The organism is Paenibacillus sp. FSL H7-0737 (assembly GCF_000758545.1).
In the GTDB taxonomy this organism is placed as follows: Bacteria; Bacillota; Bacilli; order Paenibacillales; family Paenibacillaceae; genus Paenibacillus_AQ.
Genome location: NZ_CP009279.1, coordinates 5,324,499 through 5,347,180 on the forward strand (window position 1 = coordinate 5,324,499; position 22,682 = coordinate 5,347,180).

The 22,682-nt window shown below is 46.1% G+C and carries 13 protein-coding genes, 9 tRNA genes and 3 rRNA genes; 3 read left to right on the forward strand and 22 right to left on the reverse strand.

The annotated features are described in order from the left end of the window. Window positions 1-162 precede the first annotated feature (162 nt). The 4 genes from H70737_RS23295 to H70737_RS23310 all read right to left on the reverse strand — a co-directional run bounded on the left by H70737_RS23295 (window position 163) and on the right by H70737_RS23310 (window position 5,286). Window positions 163-882 (reverse strand): BofC C-terminal domain-containing protein, encoded by a 720-nt coding sequence (locus H70737_RS23295; protein WP_197071247.1) that lies wholly within the window; start codon window positions 880-882, stop codon window positions 163-165. A 116-nt stretch (window positions 883-998) separates the two neighbouring features. Then, entirely contained in the window at window positions 999-3,125 is a 2,127-nt protein-coding gene (locus H70737_RS23300; RefSeq protein WP_042191132.1) for a CocE/NonD family hydrolase, read from the reverse strand. 11 nt (window positions 3,126-3,136) lie between these two features. Then, window positions 3,137-4,300 carry a dipeptidase gene (locus tag H70737_RS23305; protein WP_081951185.1) on the reverse strand — a complete coding sequence of 388 codons (1,164 nt, stop codon included), beginning with the start codon at window positions 4,298-4,300 and terminating at the stop codon, window positions 3,137-3,139. An 11-nt stretch (window positions 4,301-4,311) separates the two neighbouring features. Continuing rightward, window positions 4,312-5,286 (reverse strand): ornithine cyclodeaminase family protein, encoded by a 975-nt coding sequence (locus H70737_RS23310; protein ID WP_042191134.1) that lies wholly within the window; start codon window positions 5,284-5,286, stop codon window positions 4,312-4,314. Between the two features lie 184 nt (window positions 5,287-5,470). Between H70737_RS23310 and H70737_RS23315 the strand changes: the two genes are divergently transcribed. The 3 genes from H70737_RS23315 (at window position 5,471) to H70737_RS23325 (ending at window position 8,999) form a co-directional block, all read left to right on the forward strand. Then, window positions 5,471-6,406, forward strand: a complete 936-nt coding sequence (locus H70737_RS23315; RefSeq protein WP_042191136.1) for an aldo/keto reductase — start codon at window positions 5,471-5,473, stop codon at window positions 6,404-6,406. Window positions 6,407-6,670: 264 nt separating this feature from the next. Continuing rightward, the gene (fabV, locus tag H70737_RS23320) at window positions 6,671-7,861 is read left to right on the forward strand and encodes an enoyl-ACP reductase FabV (protein WP_042191138.1); all 1,191 of its coding nucleotides are present in this window, start codon (window positions 6,671-6,673) and stop codon (window positions 7,859-7,861) included. A gap of 217 nt (window positions 7,862-8,078) precedes the next feature. Further along, window positions 8,079-8,999, forward strand: coding sequence for an aldo/keto reductase (locus H70737_RS23325; RefSeq protein ID WP_042191140.1), 921 nt, complete (start codon window positions 8,079-8,081; stop codon window positions 8,997-8,999). 118 nt (window positions 9,000-9,117) lie between these two features. Here H70737_RS23325 and H70737_RS23330 read toward each other — a convergent pair. From H70737_RS23330 to H70737_RS23415, 18 genes are all read right to left on the reverse strand, one after another. Next, window positions 9,118-9,190: transfer RNA gene (locus H70737_RS23330), tRNA-Lys, on the reverse strand. Between the two features lie 80 nt (window positions 9,191-9,270). Beyond that, window positions 9,271-9,349 (reverse strand) — tRNA-Leu (locus tag H70737_RS23335). A gap of 19 nt (window positions 9,350-9,368) precedes the next feature. After that, window positions 9,369-9,445 (reverse strand) — tRNA-Arg (locus tag H70737_RS23340). Between the two features lie 10 nt (window positions 9,446-9,455). After that, window positions 9,456-9,530: transfer RNA gene (locus tag H70737_RS23345), tRNA-Gly, on the reverse strand. A gap of 36 nt (window positions 9,531-9,566) precedes the next feature. Further along, window positions 9,567-9,639: transfer RNA gene (locus tag H70737_RS23350), tRNA-Lys, on the reverse strand. Between the two features lie 15 nt (window positions 9,640-9,654). Then, window positions 9,655-9,732 (reverse strand) — tRNA-Asp (locus H70737_RS23355). Window positions 9,733-9,758: 26 nt separating this feature from the next. Continuing rightward, window positions 9,759-9,835 (reverse strand) — tRNA-Met (locus tag H70737_RS23360). 43 nt (window positions 9,836-9,878) lie between these two features. After that, window positions 9,879-9,954: transfer RNA gene (locus H70737_RS23365), tRNA-Val, on the reverse strand. Window positions 9,955-10,042: 88 nt separating this feature from the next. Next, window positions 10,043-10,117 (reverse strand) — tRNA-Glu (locus tag H70737_RS23370). An 82-nt stretch (window positions 10,118-10,199) separates the two neighbouring features. Next, window positions 10,200-10,739, reverse strand: coding sequence for an AAA family ATPase (locus H70737_RS23375; RefSeq protein ID WP_042191143.1), 540 nt, complete (start codon window positions 10,737-10,739; stop codon window positions 10,200-10,202). A gap of 133 nt (window positions 10,740-10,872) precedes the next feature. Next, window positions 10,873-10,989 (reverse strand): 5S ribosomal RNA (rrf, locus tag H70737_RS23380). A gap of 146 nt (window positions 10,990-11,135) precedes the next feature. Beyond that, window positions 11,136-14,064 (reverse strand): 23S ribosomal RNA (locus H70737_RS23385). Window positions 14,065-14,298: 234 nt separating this feature from the next. Continuing rightward, window positions 14,299-15,856, reverse strand: a 16S ribosomal RNA gene (locus tag H70737_RS23390). Together the 16S, 23S and 5S rRNA genes form the textbook arrangement of a ribosomal RNA operon. 446 nt (window positions 15,857-16,302) lie before the next feature. Continuing rightward, window positions 16,303-18,228: a LysM peptidoglycan-binding domain-containing protein gene (locus tag H70737_RS29950; RefSeq protein ID WP_052404395.1), complete on the reverse strand. Its 1,926-nt coding sequence runs from the start codon at window positions 18,226-18,228 to the stop codon at window positions 16,303-16,305. Between the two features lie 324 nt (window positions 18,229-18,552). Next, window positions 18,553-19,434 carry a branched-chain-amino-acid transaminase gene (gene ilvE / locus H70737_RS23400; RefSeq protein ID WP_042191145.1) on the reverse strand — a complete coding sequence of 294 codons (882 nt, stop codon included), beginning with the start codon at window positions 19,432-19,434 and terminating at the stop codon, window positions 18,553-18,555. 4 nt (window positions 19,435-19,438) lie between these two features. After that, complete coding sequence (gene pheA / locus H70737_RS23405; RefSeq protein ID WP_042191147.1) at window positions 19,439-20,326, reverse strand: prephenate dehydratase; 888 nt, start codon at window positions 20,324-20,326, stop codon at window positions 19,439-19,441. After that, window positions 20,323-21,303 carry a homoserine kinase gene (gene thrB / locus H70737_RS23410; RefSeq protein WP_042191148.1) on the reverse strand — a complete coding sequence of 327 codons (981 nt, stop codon included), beginning with the start codon at window positions 21,301-21,303 and terminating at the stop codon, window positions 20,323-20,325. Before thrB ends, pheA begins: the two co-directional genes overlap by 4 nt. Window positions 21,304-21,362: 59 nt before the next feature. After that, window positions 21,363-22,649: a homoserine dehydrogenase gene (locus H70737_RS23415; protein ID WP_042191151.1), complete on the reverse strand. Its 1,287-nt coding sequence runs from the start codon at window positions 22,647-22,649 to the stop codon at window positions 21,363-21,365. Window positions 22,650-22,682 lie beyond the last annotated feature (33 nt).

Below are 22,682 nucleotides of genomic sequence, written 5' to 3' on the forward strand. Positions count from 1 at the left end.
ATAGCAAAAATACCCCTTCCGGGAGAAAAAAAGTTTACCCTCTGATGCGAAATGACAACTTTAGGCCTACAATGAGAACCTCAAACTTTCTTATATTTGCAAAAAAAAGCTGCCCTATAGCCATTAATAATGACTTTAGGACAGCTGATATGCTTAAGGATGCTATTGCTTGTTCTGCATGACATGTTCGGCAGCCTCACGCGCATAGTCACTGAAGGTGGACAATACGCTGTTGTACTCTTCAATATCTTGTACACGAATGCCCTCATGAAGCTCTTTCCAAATACTTTCCGGCAGGGAGGATTTCAAGGAACCCATATCCATTTGAAAAAAGGTCTTCAGAACCTTTTCCTGTACCGGAGGGCCTTTAAACAATTTCAAATTTCCAAATGCATCGACCCCGATATAGGCTTCTTTTTTCGTTAGGGTCGATAGATCATTCACTTTTTGTTCCAGCCACAAATCTCCATCACTGCTGATGAAGCCGCTCCATGCAGGGTGTTCGTGAATTATCTTTTTAAGCTGAAGCGGGTTCTTTACACCTGGCAATGTCTGAACTTCTTCCCCAGATACATACGATATTTTTAAATGAACGGTTCTGCTGAGTCCGCTTTGAGCGATCGTCTGCAACAGTTGTTCGTTTTTTATGGTGCCCTTCTCTTTCTCCTCACCGCTGTCCACGCCTACTTTAAATACAGCTGCGGCCAACTCGCTTTCAGCACTATCCGTCCAACTAGAATCCGTCAGCAGTCCACTGATTTCCTCAGGTACCTGCATACTGCGCCATGCCAGTACAGTAAGAGCTAAACAAGCTGCCCCTACCCAAAGCGCCTTTTTCCAACGTCTCCATCGCTGCCAAAGTTGTTTTTTTATGCGCGACACGTTAATCCCTTCATTCTGGTTTTTCCCTATTGTGACCTGAGAAGGGATCATTTATGCGCTTTTCTGTGAATAATCGCTATTTTATCCTAATTGCAAGGTTGACCTTGCAGTATCGTTCAAGCGTTAGGAATAACCGGTAGCTTCACATGGCTTGGATATTCACTATTATGGTAAACCGTCTGCAGCACTGTAATCGCCTCTGAATCTTCATACGGGTTACCACCAGTATTCGTATTCGGGAAAGCAACGAATTTACTGGAAGAGGTAATCGAAAAACGAATTCGGTGTCCTACCGCAAATCTGTGAGCAATATTCGGCATGAAAATATCGTATTCCTCCACTTGCCCTGGCGTGAGCAGTTCTGGTGCATCAAACCCATGACGATATTTAGCTCTGACAATATAGTTAGATAACCGGATAGAGTCTCCATGTTCATTCACATCACTAAGCGTAACTACCCAATCCGTATCCTTACCTGTGCTAGCGGCGTAGATGACAGCAGACAATTCGCCAGCAATAGTCAATTCTTCCGTCAACACCTCACTAGTGTACACAAGAATATCATTTCGGAGCTCATATTTCCGCAAATTTTCAGGCTCCCGCTCACCGCTATCATTCATAGGATCATTTGGGTTATAGACATAAGTATCTTCTGGAGAGTGTTCCTCTGGCGCTGTGAGCAGCTTCCCGTCTCCTTGTCCTGAATTAGCACGGCCAGCACTGGAAAGATAAAACGGCGTAGTTGTAGCTTCAACTGGTGTCCAATCCTCCGACGTTCTCCACTGATTCTCACCAACGACATAATAAGAGGCTCTAGGCTCCTGATCTATTCCGTTCGGAATGCCTTTGAGGAAGCGGTCGAACCAGCGCAGTACAGAAACATCATAATCATAGACGACTGCATCATTGCCGAAGCTTACTCCCTCATAATCTCTGGCTCGGTTTGGCCCATGCTCCCATGCACCCAGACGGATTTTACGATTTGGCACATCATGTTCAGTCAGCATTCTCCAAGTCTCCGATACGCCAGGGCTGTCGCCATCATACCAGCCTGAGATCACATACATAGGGACCTGCACTTGATCCCCACGTTCCGTAAAGGTACAGTTTCTCCAGAAATCATCATACTCCGGATGCTGGCTCCACAAATCCCATGGTCCTGATGCTTTGCCTATCATTTGCTGTGGAATCTCCTTAATCGGTCTCGCATCGACGGCCGCTTCTGGGTTCACCGTAATGCCCCCAAAAATATCAAAATCCGTCCGGGTACCCACAGATTGTGCAAGCGTCCAAGACAAGAGTGGCCAAGAGCAAAGCGTCCCACCCTTACGCGCTGTATCTACAAACGGTGAGCCAACATTCACTTCATCCACAACAGCCTTCAAATTAGGGTGCCCGCTGGTCGCCGCCGAGACAACCACAAAGCCGAGATAGGACGCGCCCCACATTCCAACATTGCCATCTGACCAATCCTGCGCGATAATCCAATCGATCGTATCGTAGCCATCATCCCGTTCATTATAAAAAGGGATCAATTCCCCCTCCGAATCCGCCCGACCTCTTACGTCCTGTGACACCACTGCATAACCTTTGTTAGCCCATCTCATAAAAATCTCTTTTTTCCCGTTACGGTCATAGCAGGTTCTCACAAGAATCGTCGGCAGCTTGGTTCCCGGCTGAATGCCCTCAGGAAGAAACACATCCGTAGCCAGTCTCACGCCATCACGCATCGGAATCAGATCCGTACCCAAATCATTTACACCATACTCTGGCTTGGACAAAAGGGGATCATCATAAACAACCAGAGGCGTCAGCTTCTCATATCCTGCTTTAACAATCAGCTCGATGCCATACCGATTCGGCGTAAGAAAGGCAATAATCTCACCATCCAAGGTCACAATATCCAGTGCCGTCTCTTTTCGTAGCGCCCATACTTGTGAAGTAAGCTCACGGCCATCCAATACAGCCTGATACTGAATATGCTTTTGATAAAGATCACCATTACTTAGAACTATCTCATCATTGACCCATTCTGCTTTAGCGTAAGCGTCCATGTGTTCGTGGATTTTTTGAAATGGAAGAACGGTCTTGAACTGGGTATCCAGCGCATTGTATTGCATTTGTGTTCGTCTGCGTGGATCAACCTTAGCGAGCATAATTTGTTGTTCCGTAAAATGTATTTTCCCTGAATAAATGCCAGAACAGTAGAAGTTAAATGTAGTTGTGTTCAAGTATGTTGTCATCTATTTATCCCCTATCCCCAAATTTCTTCAAACACGCGCATCCAGTTGCCACCCATAATCTTTGCAATATCCTCATCCTTATAACCGCGAGCCACTAGACCTCTAGTAAAGTTGATAAAATAGCTATATTTTTCAAGCCCAGCAACGGTTTCAGTAGAAGGTCCGTCTCCTTTGGCAAATCCTAGCTTAGGTGCAATATGTTCTTTAAAATAAACCAATGACCAGAGCACATCGCTCATCGGCCAATCCGTTCCAATCCCGACATGATCCACGCCTACAAGCCGAATCACATATTCGATATGATCCAGCACATGATCAATGGTCGTATGGTTAGGATCTTCATGAACAAACCACGGCATAGCAAAAATACCGATGACTCCACCCGTCTTCGCTATCGCGATAATCTCTTCATCACTTTTACAGCGCATATGTGGATAGATAGCCTCTACACCCGTGTGTGAAGCAATGACCGGAGTCTTAGAATACTGACAAGCATCGAGCGTGGTCTGTTTTCCACAATGTCCCGTATCTACAATGATCCCGAGCTTGTTCAAACGCTCAATGAATCTTTTTCCATAATTCGTAATCCCAGCGTTCGACTGTTCTGCACAACCTGCACCGACCTGATTCTGATTGTTATAAGTTAATTGTAAAATTCTTAAGCCAAAATTATGTAACACATCTAATAGGTCCAGATTAGTACCTAGGCCATCCGTTTCTTGAGCTGTGATAATACCCGCCTTATGGCCATTACGCTTGGCTGCACGTATATCCTCTGCGGTTAAAGCTTTAACTAACCAATCTGCGGAGTCAAACTGAAGCTGAACTTCAGCCATGCTATTGATCATGCTTTCTAAGGACTCTAAATGAAGTTCCCGGTTACCCGCGGTAATTCCCGATTTATACCATTCACTTTTATACTCGGGGATCTCACCGCTGGCCGACAGCTTTGTGATCATTTTTGCTGGCATGCTGCTATATATCATCGGCTCATCTTTATAGGGCTCACACAGCTCTTTTATTTTTTTAGACACAGACTCTGGAATTGCGTTTGGAGATAAGGGACCTTGAAATAGCAAATCAATATTAATGTTCTGCTCATGCAAATGTACGGCCCGCTCTTCGTCTTGCTCCGTCAACTTGAAATCATACAAACCTTCATATGTGCTCATCATGTGGTCGCTCCTTAGAATGCAATTTCAATGCCTTTTTGTAATTTAACAGCTTCATTATAAATGAAGTTGGCTGCTGCTAAATCCTCTATTGCAAGTCCTAGTCCTTTAAAAAGAGTGATCTCATCAGCTGTAGCTCTGCCCTCAATATTCCCGCTGATCAGTTCACCGATTTCACCGATAATATGGCCTGAAGTAATCACGCCTTCGTTCAGCGCAATTAAATAATCCCCAGATTCATTATGCGCGGATTCCAATCGGTCTACATATAACTTAGCTAACCGTACGGTCTCCGAATCCAGCTCACGATCCGCTGCTCTACAGGCTCCAACCGCATTGATATGTACTCCAGGCTTCAGCCATTCTCCTTTGAGCACAGGCTCTGTAGATGCCGTTACGGTACAAATGATATCTGCTGGATTAACTGCCTCTTGAATAGACTCAGCCACAAGGATTTCCACACCATATTTACGGCTCATTTCTGATTGGAAATCTCTTGCCTTTGCAAGTGTTCTACTCCAAACTCTGACCTCACGAATCGATCGAACCAGTAGCATCGCTTCCAGATGACTTTTGGCTTGCTCGCCGGTACCTAGAATGGCAAGTACCTCTGCATCTTCTCTAGCCAGATTACGAGTGGCTACTGCGCTAACAGCTGCTGTGCGAATTGCGGTAATCTTCTGTCCATCTACTACAGCTTTCAGAACACCGGTAGAAGAATCGAATAACGTAACAAGCCCTTGATGGGAAGGTAAACCTGAGCCATGGTTGCTTGGAAACACACTGATGATTTTGGCACCTGCTACTTCTTCACTCTGCAAAAAGCCCGGCATTAAGCCAATCAGATTGCCTTGGTGCAGCGGGAGTACTTGTCTTAAGCTCTGTATGGCTTGTCCTGCGGACAAGTCCTTCAAAACGGATTCCATCACTGTGATGCAAGACTCCATTGCTAATAGCTCAGCCACTTCATTTTGATTAATAACTAGCATAAGACAAACCTCCTTTACTTCATTGTGGCAACAAATGTGGGAACGCAAAATTATTCTTTATATCATAACTTATACGCTTTAAATATTCATGTATAAAGCTGGAAATCAGCAATTTGTCTTACCACGGGCTATTAGCTATACTTAATATAGTTCATATTCTATTTTAAGGAGCTGACGATTGATTATGTCTAGTAAAATAACTTTAGGTAGAACAAATTTGCAGGTACTCCCTCTCGGACTGGGTGCCAATGCTGTTGGTGGGCATAATTTATTTCCCGGCTTAAATGATGAGACTGGTAAAGACATCGTTCGCAACGCTCTTGACCATGGGATCAATTTCATTGATACCGCCTTTATCTATGGTCCAGGTAGATCCGAGGAACTTATTGGAGAAGTGCTGAGAGAAAGAGGCGGCCGTGACAATGTGGTTATTGCTACTAAGGGCGCTCACAAGATTACTGGCGATAAGGTTACGATCGACAACTCTCCAGCTTTTCTAAGACAGTCTGTGGAAGACAGCTTGAAACGCCTCCGGACCGATTATATCGATCTTTACTATATTCATTTCCCTGATGAAAGCACTCCTAAGGATGAAGCTGTTGGCGAGCTTAAGAAGCTGAAGGATGAAGGAAAGATCAAAGCGATTGGGGTCTCCAACTTCTCCATTGAACAGCTGAGAGAAGCTAACAAGGACGGGCATGTGGATGTTCTCCAATCCCATTACAACCTGCTGCACCGTGATGCAGAAAAAGAACTGTTCCCTTACACGCAGGAGCTTGGCATTTCTTTCGTTCCTTACTTCCCACTCGCGTCCGGCCTTCTTGGCGGCAAGTATAAGCAAGGCGATACGTTCAGCGACAATAGAAAGAACAACCCAATGTTTCAAGGAGCGACCTTTGCCAAAAACCTGGAGAAGGTGGACAAGGTTCGCCAAATTGCCGATGCCAAAGGTGTTGAAGTCGCACATGTGGTGCTAGCCTGGTATTTGACCGTACCTTCCATCGACGCACTTATTCCCGGAGCTAAACGTCCGGAACAGATCGTATCAAATCTCCAGACTCTGAAAGTTCAGCTGACACCAGATGAGATCAAAGCGATTGATTCAATCTTTAAGGCGTAATAGCGCCTTATAATGTAAAGGGGGTTGTCCTTGAAGTCATGAAATGGCTACTGGGGCAGCCCCTTTTCTAAGGAATAGCGTCACTGGAGTCCGCAAGCCTTAATAAATGAGCAAGACTCGATAGCGCAGCTAGCCAACAAACAAAAATACAGGGCAGCGGATTCTTATCGAATATCCTAAATTCTTTGTATTAGTAAATATTGTTTGCTATACTTTCTCTGTGTATCAGTAGACTTAAATTTTTATACAAAGGGGAATTCCTTGATGATTATTCAACCTAAAACACGCGGATTTATATGCACAACAGCCCATCCAGAGGGATGCGCCAAACAAATAGAACAACAAATTGAATATGTAAAAGCACAAAAGAAAATTGAGGGACCTGCGAATGTACTTGTCATCGGTGCCTCTACCGGATACGGACTGGCTTCTAGAATTTCAGCTGCTTTTGGTGCTGGCGCCAATACCATTGGTGTGTTCTTCGATAAGGCTGCGGAAGGTCAGCGCACCGCATCTGCAGGCTGGTACAACTCCGCTGCCTTTGAACAACAAGCAGCAGAGCTTGGACTTAAATCACACAGCATAGTTGGCGATGCCTTCTCTGATGCGATTAAAGAGAAGACCATTGCACTGATTAAAGCTGAATATGGCACCATCGATTTAGTTATTTATAGTGTCGCTTCACCTCGTCGTACCCATCCGGTAACAGGAGAAACCTTCTCCTCCGTTATTAAACCGGTGGGAACAGCTTATTCGAATAAAACTTTGAACTTCCATACAGGCGAAGTAACCATGACCACCATTGAGCCTGCTAATGAAGAGGAAGTACGTCAGACCATCGCTGTAATGGGAGGCGAAGACTGGAGAATGTGGATCGATCAGCTTCAAGCAGCTGATGTCCTTGCAGATGGTGCTACTACCGTTGCTTACTCCTACATCGGGCCTGAAATCACTCACCCTATCTATCGGGACGGAACAATTGGCCAAGCCAAGCACGATCTGGAACAGACTGCGATCCAAATGAATGACCTTCTTTCATCAAAAGGCGGACGTGCCTTTGTATCCGTTAATAAGGCGCTCGTAACTCAGTCCAGCTCAGCTATTCCTGTAGTACCCCTTTATATCTCTGCACTTTATGAAGTGATGAAGGAAAAAGGCCTGCACGAGAACTGTATTGAACAAATGTATCGCTTGTTCTCTGAGCACCTATACGGTGAAGGCAAGGCTACTGCTGACGGAAGCTGCTTGATCCGCATTGACGACTGGGAAATGCGTGAGGATGTCCAGACAGAGGTTATGAAACGTTGGGACGAGCTGACAACTGATAATGCAGGTGAGCTGGCTGATCTTGAAGGCTACCGCCAAGATTTCTTCAATCTGTTTGGCTTTAGAACAGATGGCGTAGACTACGAAGCAGATATTGATCCTAATGTCGACATTCCGAATATGTATTAAAATGATTCTGAATACATCCATATGCTAATTCTGGATGTATAAACAAAGAGGTTGTCTGCAAAAGTAGTGAAGTCTACTGATGTGGCGGCCTCTTTTTTGTACTTTGCTTACAACCTACCTATACGTCGTAGGGCATATTGGCTTAGCCTCCCACTTTGTGATATGGTTTGATAGAATACTGCAAGTTCTAACTTACATTCTAAGGAGTGAATCACTCATGGTTAAGAAAATTAGTGTAGCGAATGGTGTACTTGACGTATCCCAAATTTCGCTGGGCTGTATGCGGATTGCGGATTTGTCTGCAAAAGAGGCTGATACACATGTACATAGTGCGTTGGAGCTCGGAATAGACTTCTTTGATCATGCCGACATTTATGCGGACGGCAAAGCTGAAGAAGTATTCGCAGGGGTACTTCAGAACAATCCTGGTATGCGTGATAAAATGCTGATCCAAACCAAATGCGGAATCCGCAAGGGCTATTTTGATTTTTCCAAAGAGCATATCCTACAATCCGTAGAGGGTAGCCTAAAACGCTTGAAGACCGATTATATCGATGTGCTCTTGCTTCACCGTCCTGACACGCTGTTCGAGCCGGAAGAAGTGGCTGAGGCTTTTGACATTCTGGAGAGCAAGGGATTGGTCAAGCATTTTGGTGTCAGCAACCAGAACCCGTTACAAATCGAGCTACTTAAGAAAAATGTAAAGCAACCGCTGCTGTTCAACCAGCTGCAATTGAGCATTATGTTTACGGGGATGATTGATACAGGCTTTAATGTGAATATGACCAACTCCGGTTCGGTTGTCCATGACGGCGGGATCTTAGAGTACAGCCGTCTACACGACATGACCATTCAGCCATGGTCACCTTTCCAATATGGGTTCTTTGAAGGTGTATTCTTGGACAACGACAAGTTCCCTGAATTGAACGAGGTCATTAACCGCTTAGCAGCTGAAAAAGAGGTTACCAATACCGCTATTGCCATTGCCTGGATTCTAAGACATCCGGCAAATATGCAGCCTGTTGTAGGTACAACCAATACGCAGCGATTGCGGGATATTGCCAAAGCATCCGATATTACACTCACCAGACCAGAATGGTATGAAATTTACCGCGCTGCGGGTAATATCCTTCCATAAATATCAAAAGCCACGAAGTACGCTAATATCGTACTTTGTGGCTTTTTTTGTGACTATAATTGAAACCGTATAACTCTTATAAAAAAAGAAACGGCATCTCTGCCGTTTCTTTTAAGGATGGACTCTCAGGGGCTCGAACCCTGGACAAATAGATTAAGAGTCTACTGCTCTACCAACTGAGCTAAGAGTCCACAATATAATGATTTACCTTACTATACTTGAAAAGCAAAAGCCCTTAGCTTAACGCATAAGAGCTTCGCTTGCTAATTGATACCGGCGAGAGGACTCGAACCTCCACGGTTTCCCTCTCGATTTTGAGTCGAGCGCGTCTGCCATTCCGCCACGCCGGCAAAGTATGAAGTTAAAATATGGCGCGCCCTGAGAGATTCGAACTCCCGGCCTTTTGATTCGTAGTCAAACGCTCTATCCAGCTGAGCTAAGGGCGCAAAATTTATATGGAGCGGACGACGGGAATCGAACCCGCGACCCTCGCCTTGGCAAGGCGATGCTCTACCGCTGAGCCACGTCCGCACACGGTATGTATTAGTGTCCGACTCACTTAAGAAGTGAGCCATGAAGGACTCGAACCTTCGACACCCTGATTAAAAGTCAGGTGCTCTACCAACTGAGCTAATGGCTCATGAAGCAAGAAAAATGGCGGAACCGACGAGATTCGAACTCGCGATCTCCTGCGTGACAGGCAGGCATGTTAGGCCAACTACACCACGGTTCCAAAAGATATAATTGCTTGATGAAAATTGGTTGCGGGGGCAGGATTTGAACCTGCGGCCTTCGGGTTATGAGCCCGACGAGCTACCGGGCTGCTCCACCCCGCGTCATTAAAAATATTTAGCTATTCATTACCATAAGAAAGCTTCATGGTGGAGGCTGAGGGGATCGAACCCCCGACCCTCTGCTTGTAAGGCAGATGCTCTCCCAGCTGAGCTAAGCCTCCATGTAAAGAAGCAACTCAATTATCATAACATAATCCAACCTGTAATGCAACATTTTATTTCAGAAGAACAATTACGTTTTAAAGAAATTGGTGACCCGTATGGGATTCGAACCCATGTTACCTCCGTGAAAGGGAGGTGTCTTAACCCCTTGACCAACGGGCCGTATTGAAAACAAAATGTTTTGACAACAAAAAATATTATATCATGTATTTCGAAGTATAGCAATACCTAAATTAATATATTTTCACTTTTCTTCTATAATAGGCGTTAAAGTGATATCAAGCTTACTAGCTATCATCTTTACGACTCCTAGAGTAGTCAGGTTATTTGTGTCTAAATGGTCTTTAAATACGTCCTTATTAAGCCCTGTGAGGCATCTGTCGATCTGTTGAACGGCCCATGAGTCATTCCCTTCACCTCTACCACCCAATCTCTTGAGCAGCGTCTCTCGTGAGGCACACAAAGTAAAATGATGAACCTCTAATCCCTCATTTATTAGATTTCCAGCAATGTCCATCCAATATTCTGGGTTGACTATGGTCATAGGTACGATAATCGTTCCCCTATATTCGCTAGCTATGTATTTTAACATGGAATGGTTAATTTCACGCCAAAGATAATAGTTCTGAAAGTCACTTTTTGTCATCACATCGGGAATGTTTGCTCTTATGTAATACCCTACATTCTCTGGATCGTATACAAAAGAATCAGGAAGTCTGCGATGTAATTCATATGCAGTTTCTGTCTTCCCCGCACCAAAAGCTCCATTGATCCATATAATCAAGATCTTTATCCCCCATGAATAATCTATTAGTGACTCTATTAAACCACTTTATCATAAAAACCCTTACAAGCAAATTCACTCTACAAGGCACAACAAAAAGACCACTGTCGATTACTCAACAGTGGTCTTGCGTGCTTGGCAACGTCCTACTCTCCCAGGACCCTTCGGTCCAAGTACCATCGGCGCTGGAGGGCTTAACGGTCGTGTTCGGGATGGGTACGCGTGGAACCCCTCCGCTATCGCCACCAAACGGGCATTTACAGCGTAAATGCATTATTCAGGTCTCAGCATCGCCAAATGCTGAAAACAAATTCATCATCATACAGCCACTAGGACCATATGATTTAGAACTTAATTCCTGAAAACTGAATCCGAATCGAATTTGCGTTTTAAGTGTAGGATAAGCCCTCGACCGATTAGTATTGGTCAGCTCCATGCATTACTGCACTTCCACCTCCAACCTATCTACCTCGTCGTCTTCAAGGGGTCTTACTAATTGGGAAATCTCATCTTGAGGGGGGCTTCACGCTTAGATGCTTTCAGCGCTTATCCCGTCCGTACGTAGCTACCCAGCCATGCTTCTGGCGAAACAACTGGTGCACCAGCGGTACGTCCATCCCGGTCCTCTCGTACTAAGGACAGCTCCTCTCAAATTTCCTGCGCCCACGACAGATAGGGACCGAACTGTCTCACGACGTTCTGAACCCAGCTCGCGTACCGCTTTAATGGGCGAACAGCCCAACCCTTGGGACCTACTTCAGCCCCAGGATGCGATGAGCCGACATCGAGGTGCCAAACCTCCCCGTCGATGTGGACTCTTGGGGGAGATAAGCCTGTTATCCCCAGGGTAGCTTTTATCCGTTGAGCGATGGCCCTTCCATGCGGTACCACCGGATCACTAAGTCCGACTTTCGTCCCTGCTCGACTTGTAGGTCTCGCAGTCAAGCTCCCTTATGCCTTTGCACTCTTCGAATGATTTCCAACCATTCTGAGGGAACCTTGGAACGCCTCCGTTACTCTTTAGGAGGCGACCGCCCCAGTCAAACTGCCCGCCTGACACGGTCCCCGTACCCGATTAGGGTACTAGGTTAGAACCTAGATACGATCAGGGTGGTATCCCAACGGCGCCTCCACCGAAGCTTGCGCTCCGATTTCTACGGCTCCCACCTATCCTGTACAGATCGTACCCAAATTCAATATCAAGCTGCAGTAAAGCTCCATGGGGTCTTTCCGTCTTGTCGCGGGTAACCTGCATCTTCACAGGTATTAAAATTTCACCGGATCTCTCGTTGAGACAGCGCCCAAGTCGTTACGCCATTCGTGCGGGTCAGAATTTACCTGACAAGGAATTTCGCTACCTTAGGACCGTTATAGTTACGGCCGCCGTTTACTGGGGCTTCGGTTCATAGCTTCGGGTTACCCCTAACCACTCCCCTTAACCTTCCAGCACCGGGCAGGCGTCAGCCCGTATACTTCGCCTTGCGGCTTCGCACAGACCTGTGTTTTTGCTAAACAGTCGCTTGGGCCTTTTCACTGCGGCCCCCTCGTGCTATTCACACTACCGGGGCACCCCTTCTCCCGAAGTTACGGGGTCATTTTGCCGAGTTCCTTAACGAGAGTTCTTCCGCGCGCCTTAGAATTCTCTTCTCGCCTACCTGTGTCGGTTTGCGGTACGGGCACCTTCTCCTGGCTAGAGGCTTTTCTTGGCAGTGTGAGATCATGACCTTCGCTACTATAATTTTCGCTCCCCATCACAGCCCAGCCTTAATGATGTGCGGATTTGCCTACACATCAGCCTCACTGCTTAGACGGACATATCCATCAGTCCGCGTCACTACCCTCCTGCGTCACCCCATCGCTCATAGCGGATTACGGTGGTACAGTAATTTCAAACTGTTGTCCTTCGACTACGCCTTTCGGCCTCGCCTTAGGTCCCGACTTACCCTGAGCGGACGAGCCTTCCTCAGGAAACCTTGGGCTTTCGGCGGATCAGATTCTCACTGATCTTTTCGTTACTCATACCGGCATTCTCACTTGTATGCTGTCCAGCGCTCCTTACGGTACACCTTCAACCCACATACAACGCTCCCCTACCCCAGATACATACGTATCTAGCCATAGCTTCGGTGGTGTGTTTAGCCCCGTTACATTTTCGGCGCAGAGTCACTCGACCAGTGAGCTATTACGCACTCTTTCAATGGTGGCTGCTTCTAAGCCAACATCCTGGTTGTCTGTGCAACTCCACATCCTTTCCCACTTAACACACACTTGGGGACCTTAGCTGATGGTCTGGGCTGTTTCCCTTTTGACAATGGATCTTAGCACTCACTGTCTGACTCCCGGCAATAAGTATATGGCATTCGGAGTTTGACTGAGCTTGGTAATCCTTGCGGACCCCGCACCCAATCAGTGCTCTACCTCCACTACTCTTATACCGAGGCTAGCCCTAAAGCTATTTCGGGGAGAACCAGCTATCTCCGAGTTCGATTGGAATTTCTCCGCTACCCCCACCTCATCCCCGCATTTTTCAACATGCGTGGGTTCGGGCCTCCAGTGCGTGTTACCGCACCTTCACCCTGGACAGGGGTAGATCACACGGTTTCGGGTCTACGTCCACATACTAAATCGCCCTATTCAGACTCGCTTTCGCTGCGGCTCCGTCTTCTCGACTTAACCTTGCATGTTAAACGTAACTCGCCGGTTCATTCTACAAAAGGCACGCCATCACCCATAGATAGGGCTCTGACTTTTTGTAAGCACACGGTTTCAGGTTCTATTTCACTCCCCTTCCGGGGTGCTTTTCACCTTTCCCTCACGGTACTGTTTCACTATCGGTCGCCAGGTAGTATTTAGCCTTAGCAGATGGTCCTGCTGGATTCATACGGGGTTTCACGTGCCCCGCACTACTCGGGATCCGTCTCGGAGAGAACACAGTTTAGGTTACAGGGCTTTTACCTCTATCGCGGGCCTTTCCAGACCTCTTCGCCTACCATATTCCTTTGTAACTCCATGTGAGACGTCCCACAACCCCTAAGAGCAAGCTCTTAGGTTTAGGCTGTTCCGCGTTCGCTCGCCGCTACTGACGGAATCACTATTGTTTTCTCTTCCTCAGGGTACTTAGATGTTTCAGTTCCCCTGGTCTGCCTCTACATCTCCTATGTGTTCAGAGATGAGTAACTGCGAATTACCACAGCTGGGTTTCCCCATTCGGACACCCCCGGATCAAAGCTTGCTTACAGCTCCCCGAGGCAGTTTCGTTGTTCGCCACGTCCTTCGTCGGCTCCTGGCGCCTAGGCATCCTCCGTGTGCTCTTATTAGCTTAACCTTGATTTTTCCTAAGAAAAATCTCACTAATAACATTTACTTGTTTGCACAAGTTGCTAAAAGATGTTCTAAAACGCAAATTCGTTTCGGTATCCAGTTTTCAAGGATCAAGTTTAAAGATGAGAGCTTAAACTCTCAAAACTGAGCAACGAGTGAGTAACAGGCCTAAACCTGAGATTGTGGAAGTTTAACTTCCGATTTGAATGTCTTCATTGCAGAAGACGATTCTCCATAGAAAGGAGGTGATCCAGCCGCACCTTCCGATACGGCTACCTTGTTACGACTTCACCCCAATCATCTACCCCACCTTCGGCGGCTGGCTCCCTTGCGGGTTACCCCACCGACTTCGGGTGTTGTAAACTCTCGTGGTGTGACGGGCGGTGTGTACAAGACCCGGGAACGTATTCACCGCGGCATGCTGATCCGCGATTACTAGCAATTCCGACTTCATGCAGGCGAGTTGCAGCCTGCAATCCGAACTGAGACCGGCTTTGATGGGATTGGCTTCACCTCGCGGTTTCGCTTCCCGTTGTACCGGCCATTGTAGTACGTGTGTAGCCCAGGTCATAAGGGGCATGATGATTTGACGTCATCCCCACCTTCCTCCGGTTTGTCACCGGCAGTCACTCTAGAGTGCCCAGCTTAACCTGCTGGCAACTAAAGTTAAGGGTTGCGCTCGTTGCGGGACTTAACCCAACATCTCACGACACGAGCTGACGACAACCATGCACCACCTGTCTCCTCTGTCCCGAAGGCCGCCACTATCTCTAGTGGATTCAGAGGGATGTCAAGACCTGGTAAGGTTCTTCGCGTTGCTTCGAATTAAACCACATACTCCACTGCTTGTGCGGGTCCCCGTCAATTCCTTTGAGTTTCAGTCTTGCGACCGTACTCCCCAGGCGGAGTGCTTACTGTGTTAACTTCGGCACCAAGGGTATCGAAACCCCTAACACCTAGCACTCATCGTTTACGGCGTGGACTACCAGGGTATCTAATCCTGTTTGCTCCCCACGCTTTCGCGCCTCAGCGTCAGTTACAGCCCAGAAAGTCGCCTTCGCCACTGGTGTTCCTCCACATATCTACGCATTTCACCGCTACACGTGGAATTCCACTTTCCTCTTCTGTACTCAAGTCACCCAGTTTCCAGTGCGACCTCAGGTTGAGCCCAAGGTTTAAACACCAGACTTAAATGACCGCCTGCGCGCGCTTTACGCCCAATAATTCCGGACAACGCTTGCCCCCTACGTATTACCGCGGCTGCTGGCACGTAGTTAGCCGGGGCTTTCTTCTCAGGTACCGTCACTCCGATAGCAGTTACTCTACCGGACGTTCTTCCCTGGCAACAGAGCTTTACGATCCGAAAACCTTCATCACTCACGCGGCGTTGCTCCGTCAGACTTTCGTCCATTGCGGAAGATTCCCTACTGCTGCCTCCCGTAGGAGTCTGGGCCGTGTCTCAGTCCCAGTGTGGCCGTTCACCCTCTCAGGTCGGCTACGCATCGTCGCCTTGGTGGGCCGTTACCCCACCAACTAGCTAATGCGCCGCAGGCCCATCCCTCAGTGACAGATTGCTCCGTCTTTCATTCTTCCTTCAGGAGAAAAAAGAAATTATCCGGTATTAGCTACCGTTTCCGGTAGTTATCCCAGTCTAAGGGGCAGGTTGCCTACGTGTTACTCACCCGTCCGCCGCTAAGTTACTTTGAAAGCAAGCTTTCAAAGTAACTCCGCTCGACTTGCATGTATTAGGCACGCCGCCAGCGTTCGTCCTGAGCCAGGATCAAACTCTCCAATTAGTATTGAAAAGAGCGATATGCTCATTTTGAAACATCTGACGAGAAAATTAATTCTCTAATTTTGGAATTTCACTTTCGTGATTTCCTACTCACTCGTTGTTCAGTTTTCAAAGATCAAGTTCTCGTTGGTGCCGTTTAATGTCTCAGCAGCAACTTTTATAATATATCATGTTTTCCGATGAATTGCAACACTTTTTTTTCAAAGTCTTTTGTAATTTCATCCGGATTAACATTCACCAACCGAAAGTTTATATCTCCTCTTTGCGACTGGATTTATAATGTAACATATAACCCACTCTAAAAACAACCCCTAAATTCAAAAAACATAAATAAGTACTTTCGCCTCAGTCCTAATTCTCGTTCCCATCTTCTCATAAAAAACGTGCAGATTCTAATAATCAGAACCTACACGTTAAATAGAGATTGGATGTTAGTTTAGAACTGTATTAATTAGAAATCCACGGATTTCTGCGTTTCTTTGAGCTCTCTGTACGACCACCAGCATTTGAACGTTGAGACTTCACAGCTGTTTTGTTTTTCTTACTGCTGCTTTGACTCGAGGTCTTTGCTTTTGATGCCGTTTCCTTCGTTGCAGTTCCCTTGCTCTTGAGAGAAGCACCAGAAGTAGATTCCTCACTCACTGTTCTAGCAACTTCGGGAGTGTCCTGTACAAACGTTTCAGGATCTTGGATTTCCGGAACCCGATTATGCTGTGAATAATTACCAATACCTGGATACTGCGGATTAGACGGAATACTCGACATTATCGGCCCGCCAAAAGCTCCAAGAGGAGATGCTGGAACTATTCCCTGATTAGGTGTTCCCGCTCCATAAGCAGAGAATGCATTTGGGTTTCCATATGCAGGATAGGTATTATATACGGGCATTTCATATGAATAGGGTTGAACATGCATTCCCCCACACCCACAAGTAGTTGGCCAAGGAAGGTTCGGTGACATCCCATACATCGGGTTCATCCCTGAAACATTAGCCTCCATATTGTTAGGTGCAGCATTTGGATTCCATTGTTCTGGACTCACGTTAGGCGCAGCATTCGGATTCCATTGTTCCGGACTCATATTAGGCCAAGCGTTCGGATTCCATTGTTCCGGACTCATATTAGGCCAAGCGTTCGGATTCCATTGTTCCGGACTCATATTAGGCCAAGCGTTCGGATTCCATTGTTCTGGACTCATGTTAGACGCAGCATTCGGATTCCATTGTTCTGGACTCATGTATTGTTCTGGGCTCACATTAGGCGCAGAATTCGGATTCCATTGTTCTGGACTCACATTAGGTGCAGCATTCGGATTCCATTGTTCTGGACTCACATTAGGTGCAGCATTCGGATTCCATTGTTCTGGACTCATGTTAGGTGAATACATATTTTCTGAAAAGTAGTATGGAGACATGCATTCAGGTCCATATGACGCCGGTTGAACATAACTTGGTGCCCAATTCATGTTCATATTTGGGCTATTTTGATAAGAATCATAGAGATAAGGATTTCCTCCTAGGCCTGGATATCCCATGTTGTCACAAGCATCTGCCTTTTCCTCTTTGCAAGCCACTGGCTTTATCTCAGCTTTTGCTGCCTCATGATGAGCTACAGGCTCTTGATTTGGAACTGTAATCTGAACAAATAGGCTCTGCATTTCAATTTCTTGCACAGGAGCAACTTCCATTTGCATATTCGGCGCAGCATTAGGTGCAGCATTTTGAGTATTAATAGGGGCCATGTTCATCGATGGGTGTGGTGCAGAATTGTACAAAGGCGAGATATTTGGCGATGATTTAGGTGCAGGTTTAGTTTCCGCTTTAGCTTCTGGTTTATTTTCTGCTTTTGCCTCTGGTTTATTTTCTGCTTTTGCTTCCGGTTTAGTTTCTGGTTTGACCTCTGGTTTAGTTTCCGGTTTTGGTGCAGGAACTACCTCAGCTACTGGCTGTTCTTTTGGACCCGTATATTCCTTCCCGCCAACTTGTGTTTTCTCAGAAGCATTAGAAGGCATGTAGCCTGGCTGTACGGGTGAAGCGTTTGATGTCTTTTTAGGAATGTTGACTACTTCCCCTAACATCAGTACATTCGGATTCTTCAGTTGGGGGTTTGCTTCAACCATATCTTTTAAAGGGATTCCCCACGCCTTAGATAATTTCCATAAGGTATCTCCTTGTTTGACTGTATGCTTGTAGTAAACTTCACTGTTATCCGGTACGGATACAGGAGCCGTAGGTATTTTTACTTTTTCACCAAGTGCCAGCACATTCGGATTACTGATCTGTGGATTAGCTTCAATAATTTTTTGTAACGGCACTCCGTACTTTTGCGATAATGCATACAGACTATCGCCTTGTTTGACAATGTGTATTTTCACGTAGCATTAACCTCCTAAAAGTTTTGTGGAGTATTGCTTTCTTACAGCTACACAGCAAAACTGGCTTTGAAAGCAAACACCCTTTGGATGGAACATTGCTCTCTTACAGAGTTATATGCGGTACAGCCGCCTCCTTCGTTACTACATCTTATGCAGCCCATGGGCGAATGACATCCCTGAAATAAAAAAAATCCTTTCATGAGACATGAAAAGATTTACCAGAGACCTCCGGCCATCTTCTTCATATGCATGAAAGGATATCTAATGCCTATTCAATACTCATTACACGACTAGCATGTAAAGAGAAAATTGTATGATTAACTGTTATTCCCAAACCTTGTAGCCATCTTTGTCAACAACATTGCGGAACTCTTCAAGCAATTTCAAAGTGATTGGACCCGCTTGTCCTTCACCAATGATTCGGCCGTCAATTTCACGCGCAGCAATAACTTCAGCAGCAGTACCTGTGAAGAATACCTCGTCCGCTATGTAAACATCATGCATAGTGAATGGTTCTTCTTTTAGCTTAATACCTAATTTCTCACATAACTCGATGATCGCCAGACGTGTGATTCCTTCAAGCGCTCCCAAATAGCATGGAGGAGTAAAGACCACACCATTTTTGATGATGAAAATATTATCTCCAGATCCTTCAGTAACATATCCTTGAGCATTCATCATGATTGCTTCATCGGCTTCTGCCAGATTGGACTGGATTTTCACTAGGATATTGTTGAGATAGTTAAGCGATTTAATCTTCGGATTCAGTGCATCCGGAATATTACGACGTTGGGATACAGAAACAGCACGAAGCCCATTAATGTACGCTTGCTCTGGGTAAATAGCTAATTGTTCAACGATAATGATTACACTGGCTTTAGGGCAACGGCGTGGATCAAGACCCAAGTTACCAGGACCACGGGATACGATCAGTCGAATATAACCGTTACGCATGTCGTTAAGGCGAATCGTTTCAGCCATAGCTTCCAGCATCTCGTCATAAGTGAGCGGAATGTCCAGCATGATCGACTTCGCCGAATCATATAGTCTGTCCAAATGCTCTTTACATTTAAAAATATTACCATTGTAGATACGAATACCTTCAAATATGCCGTCTCCATACAAAAAACCGTGATCAAAAACGGATACCTTTGCATTTTCCTTAGTTACGTGTTGTCCATCCAGATAGATCCATTGTTCAGCCATGAATTTACTGCACCTCCGCTTTCTCTTCCTCATAGGTGTATGTGGGATACGAGCCCAGAATCCGAACCTGACAGCCTAAAGCGCTAATCTCTTCAATCGCTCCTGGCAGCAGGACTGATTCTATCGGTTCCAGCACATCAATATAAAAATAATAAGTACCCAACTTCTTTTTCGTTGGTCGTGATTCAATACGCGATAAATTCAGCTTCCGCCAAGAAAAGGCAGCGAGGACCTGATGCAAAGCACCGGGAAAATCCTCCGGCAGCGTAACTAGGACACTCGTCTTTACACCATTGCTGCTCCGTGGAAGATCAACCTTCTGCGGACCGACAAGGACAAATCGCGTGTAGTTGTTGTTGTGATCTGTAACTTTCCGATCAACAATCTCCAGCCCATGAGTTGCTGCGCCAAGAGCAGTACCAATCGCAGCCCAGCCCTTGTCAGGATTGTTCTTAACGATTTCAACAGCTTCAGAGGTGCTTCCGACCGACTCCAGTTCAGCCCAAGGTGCATGCTTCCGAACAAATTGCATGCATTGTGCCATTGCAACAGGATGCGAAAGGATTTTTTTAATTTTAGTGAAATCCTTATTGCCGTTCGTATCTCTGAATTCCAGCGGGTGGCCGATGAGATTCTGTATCGATGGAAAGATCCATTCAGCCTGCATAGGCAGATCGACCTCATTAATGAGCCAATCAATATGTAGACTAACTGAGCCTTCAATAGTATTCTCAATCGGGATAACGCTGTAATCAGTGGTGCCACCAGCCGTAGAGAGAAAGACATCGGAAATTAGCTTGTGATGCACAATTTTTACAGGCTCGCCGTTAAACAAATGCAGCAGCGCTTCGTGAGATACCGAGCCCTGCGGCAATACCGCTATTGATTTCATAACCGTACTTCTCCTTTTATCATATCCAAAAATGATACGTTTTGCATCTCGTTTCTTTCAAGAAGCTCTGATGTAACACCTGAAGTACAAGGCATCAGCCAGCAAGTCTGAGCAGAGATACCGTGTTCTTGCATCGTATTCATCAGGAAAGCCTCAAGCTCTCGCTTACGAGTCTCATGGCGATCAACTAAACACAGTAGGGTAGGACCGGCACCGCTAAGTGCGATTCCTAAAGCACCATGGTTAGGTGCTTCCGCGAGCAGCTTCTCCATGCCTGGAATAAGCGCTGCACGATAGGGCTGATGCAGACGATCCTGCATCGCTCTACTGATCAGGTCAAGCCGACCTGATGCAAACGAGGCTGTCATTAAAGAGGTTCTGCTGATGTTGTACACAGCATCACTAACTGAGATTTCTGTTGGAAGCACTCCCCGTGCTTTTGTGGTTTCCAGCTCGAATTCTGGAATAACCACGAGAACCTCAAGGTCTTGAGGTGGATCAAGGCGAACGTAATCCGCATGATCACCATCCCACACTGCGGTAATGATGCCACCAAACAAGGAAGCTCCTACATTGTCAGGATGCTTCTCAAGCTGGGTAGCCATATCAAACAGCTTGGCATCATCGAGCGGAGAGCCGATCATCGTATTAGCTGCGACCATGCCCCCAATGATGGCCGAGGCACTGCTGCCGAGTCCACGCGTAAGCGGAATCTCAGAGTACATCGAAATAGATATTTCAGGCACCGTAACGCCAGCCTCTGCAAATACCATTTGAGCGACCTGATAGAGTAAATTACTCTTATCCCGAGCCACTCCCTTCATCTCGTCACCATATAGATGAAAAACTGTCTCCTCTGCTTCCTCCATCTCAATCCAGGCATACAGCGGCAATGCCATGCCAAGAGTATCGAAGCCCGGACCAAGATTGGCAGTACTAGCAGGTACTTTAACCCTTGCTACTCCATAAGTACTCATAACAGGTGCAATCTCCTTACTCATTGTTTAAATATAGAAAGTATAGTCCATCTACAGTGCTAACCTTCCACACGGTAGTGACTCTTGATCCGGTGGATGACTTTCAGTTCATTAAAGTGGCGCAGCACTTTATTCATACTTGCTTTGCTGGCGTTATGGGTAACAATAATAATCTCCGCATCAGGATTATTTGGATTGGCTTGCTGAACTACCGAATCAAGACTCACGTCATACTCGGCAAACACCTGAGTAATCTTGGCCAATACGCCTGCTTTATCATCAACGTGTAAAAGTAGGAAGTTTTTATAAAAGATATCCTCATCACTCTTAAGCTTCTTCTGCTTATAAGGTACTTTTTGCTTCAATCCATTAACACCCAGCTTGAGGTTCTTAATAATGGCTACCAAGTCAGCTACTACCGAAGTTGCCGTTGGCATTGCACCCGCGCCCGCACCATAGAACATCGTCTCTCCTACTGCCTCACCATACACATAAACTGCATTGAAGACACCATTTACAGATGCAAGTGGGTGACTTGCTCGAATCAAGGTCGGTTGAACACTGATACTGAATTCCTCATCCTGACGTTCAGCAATACCTAGCAGCTTGATTTCGTATCCGAGACGCTTTGCAAAGGCAATATCGGCTTTACTCACTTCTGAAATCCCGCTCACACTGACGTCATGTAGCTCCACGTTAGTACGGAAGCCTAGGGTCCCGAGAATCGCCATTTTGCGGGCAGCATCCAGACCTTCAACATCGGAAGTTGGATCAGCCTCTGCATATCCTAAATCCTGCGCTTCTTTTAACACATCATTGTAGGATGCGCCTTCTTGGCTCATTTTGGTTAGTATGTAATTAGTTGTTCCATTCACAATACCTATAATCTTCATGATCTTATCTGAAGAAAAGCCTTCGATAAGCGTCCGAATAATCGGAATACCACCTGCAACGCTAGCCTCATAAAAGACATCACATTGCTTCTCTTGCGCCTTAGCCAGAATCTCCGAACCGTGCAGCGCCATCAAGTCCTTATTCGCAGTTACGACATGTTTACCGCGGTCCAAAGCTTCAAGAATATATTCCTTTGTTCCATCGATACCACCCATCACTTCAACGATTACATCGATCTCAGGGTCACGAATAACATCCCATGGATCTGTTGTTATTTTGGCAGGGTCGACCTCAATATCACGGAGCTTATTGGAATTATTCACCGCTATGCGCTCAATGAGTATTGGAGAGCCTACTTGACTGCTCAAATCCTCCTGATTTCCTTCCACGATACGAACTACACCTGTACCAACTGTTCCCAGACCCAGCAATCCTACTTTAACCGGCTTCATCAGTATCCTCCTAAAAGTTTTACGTATATAATT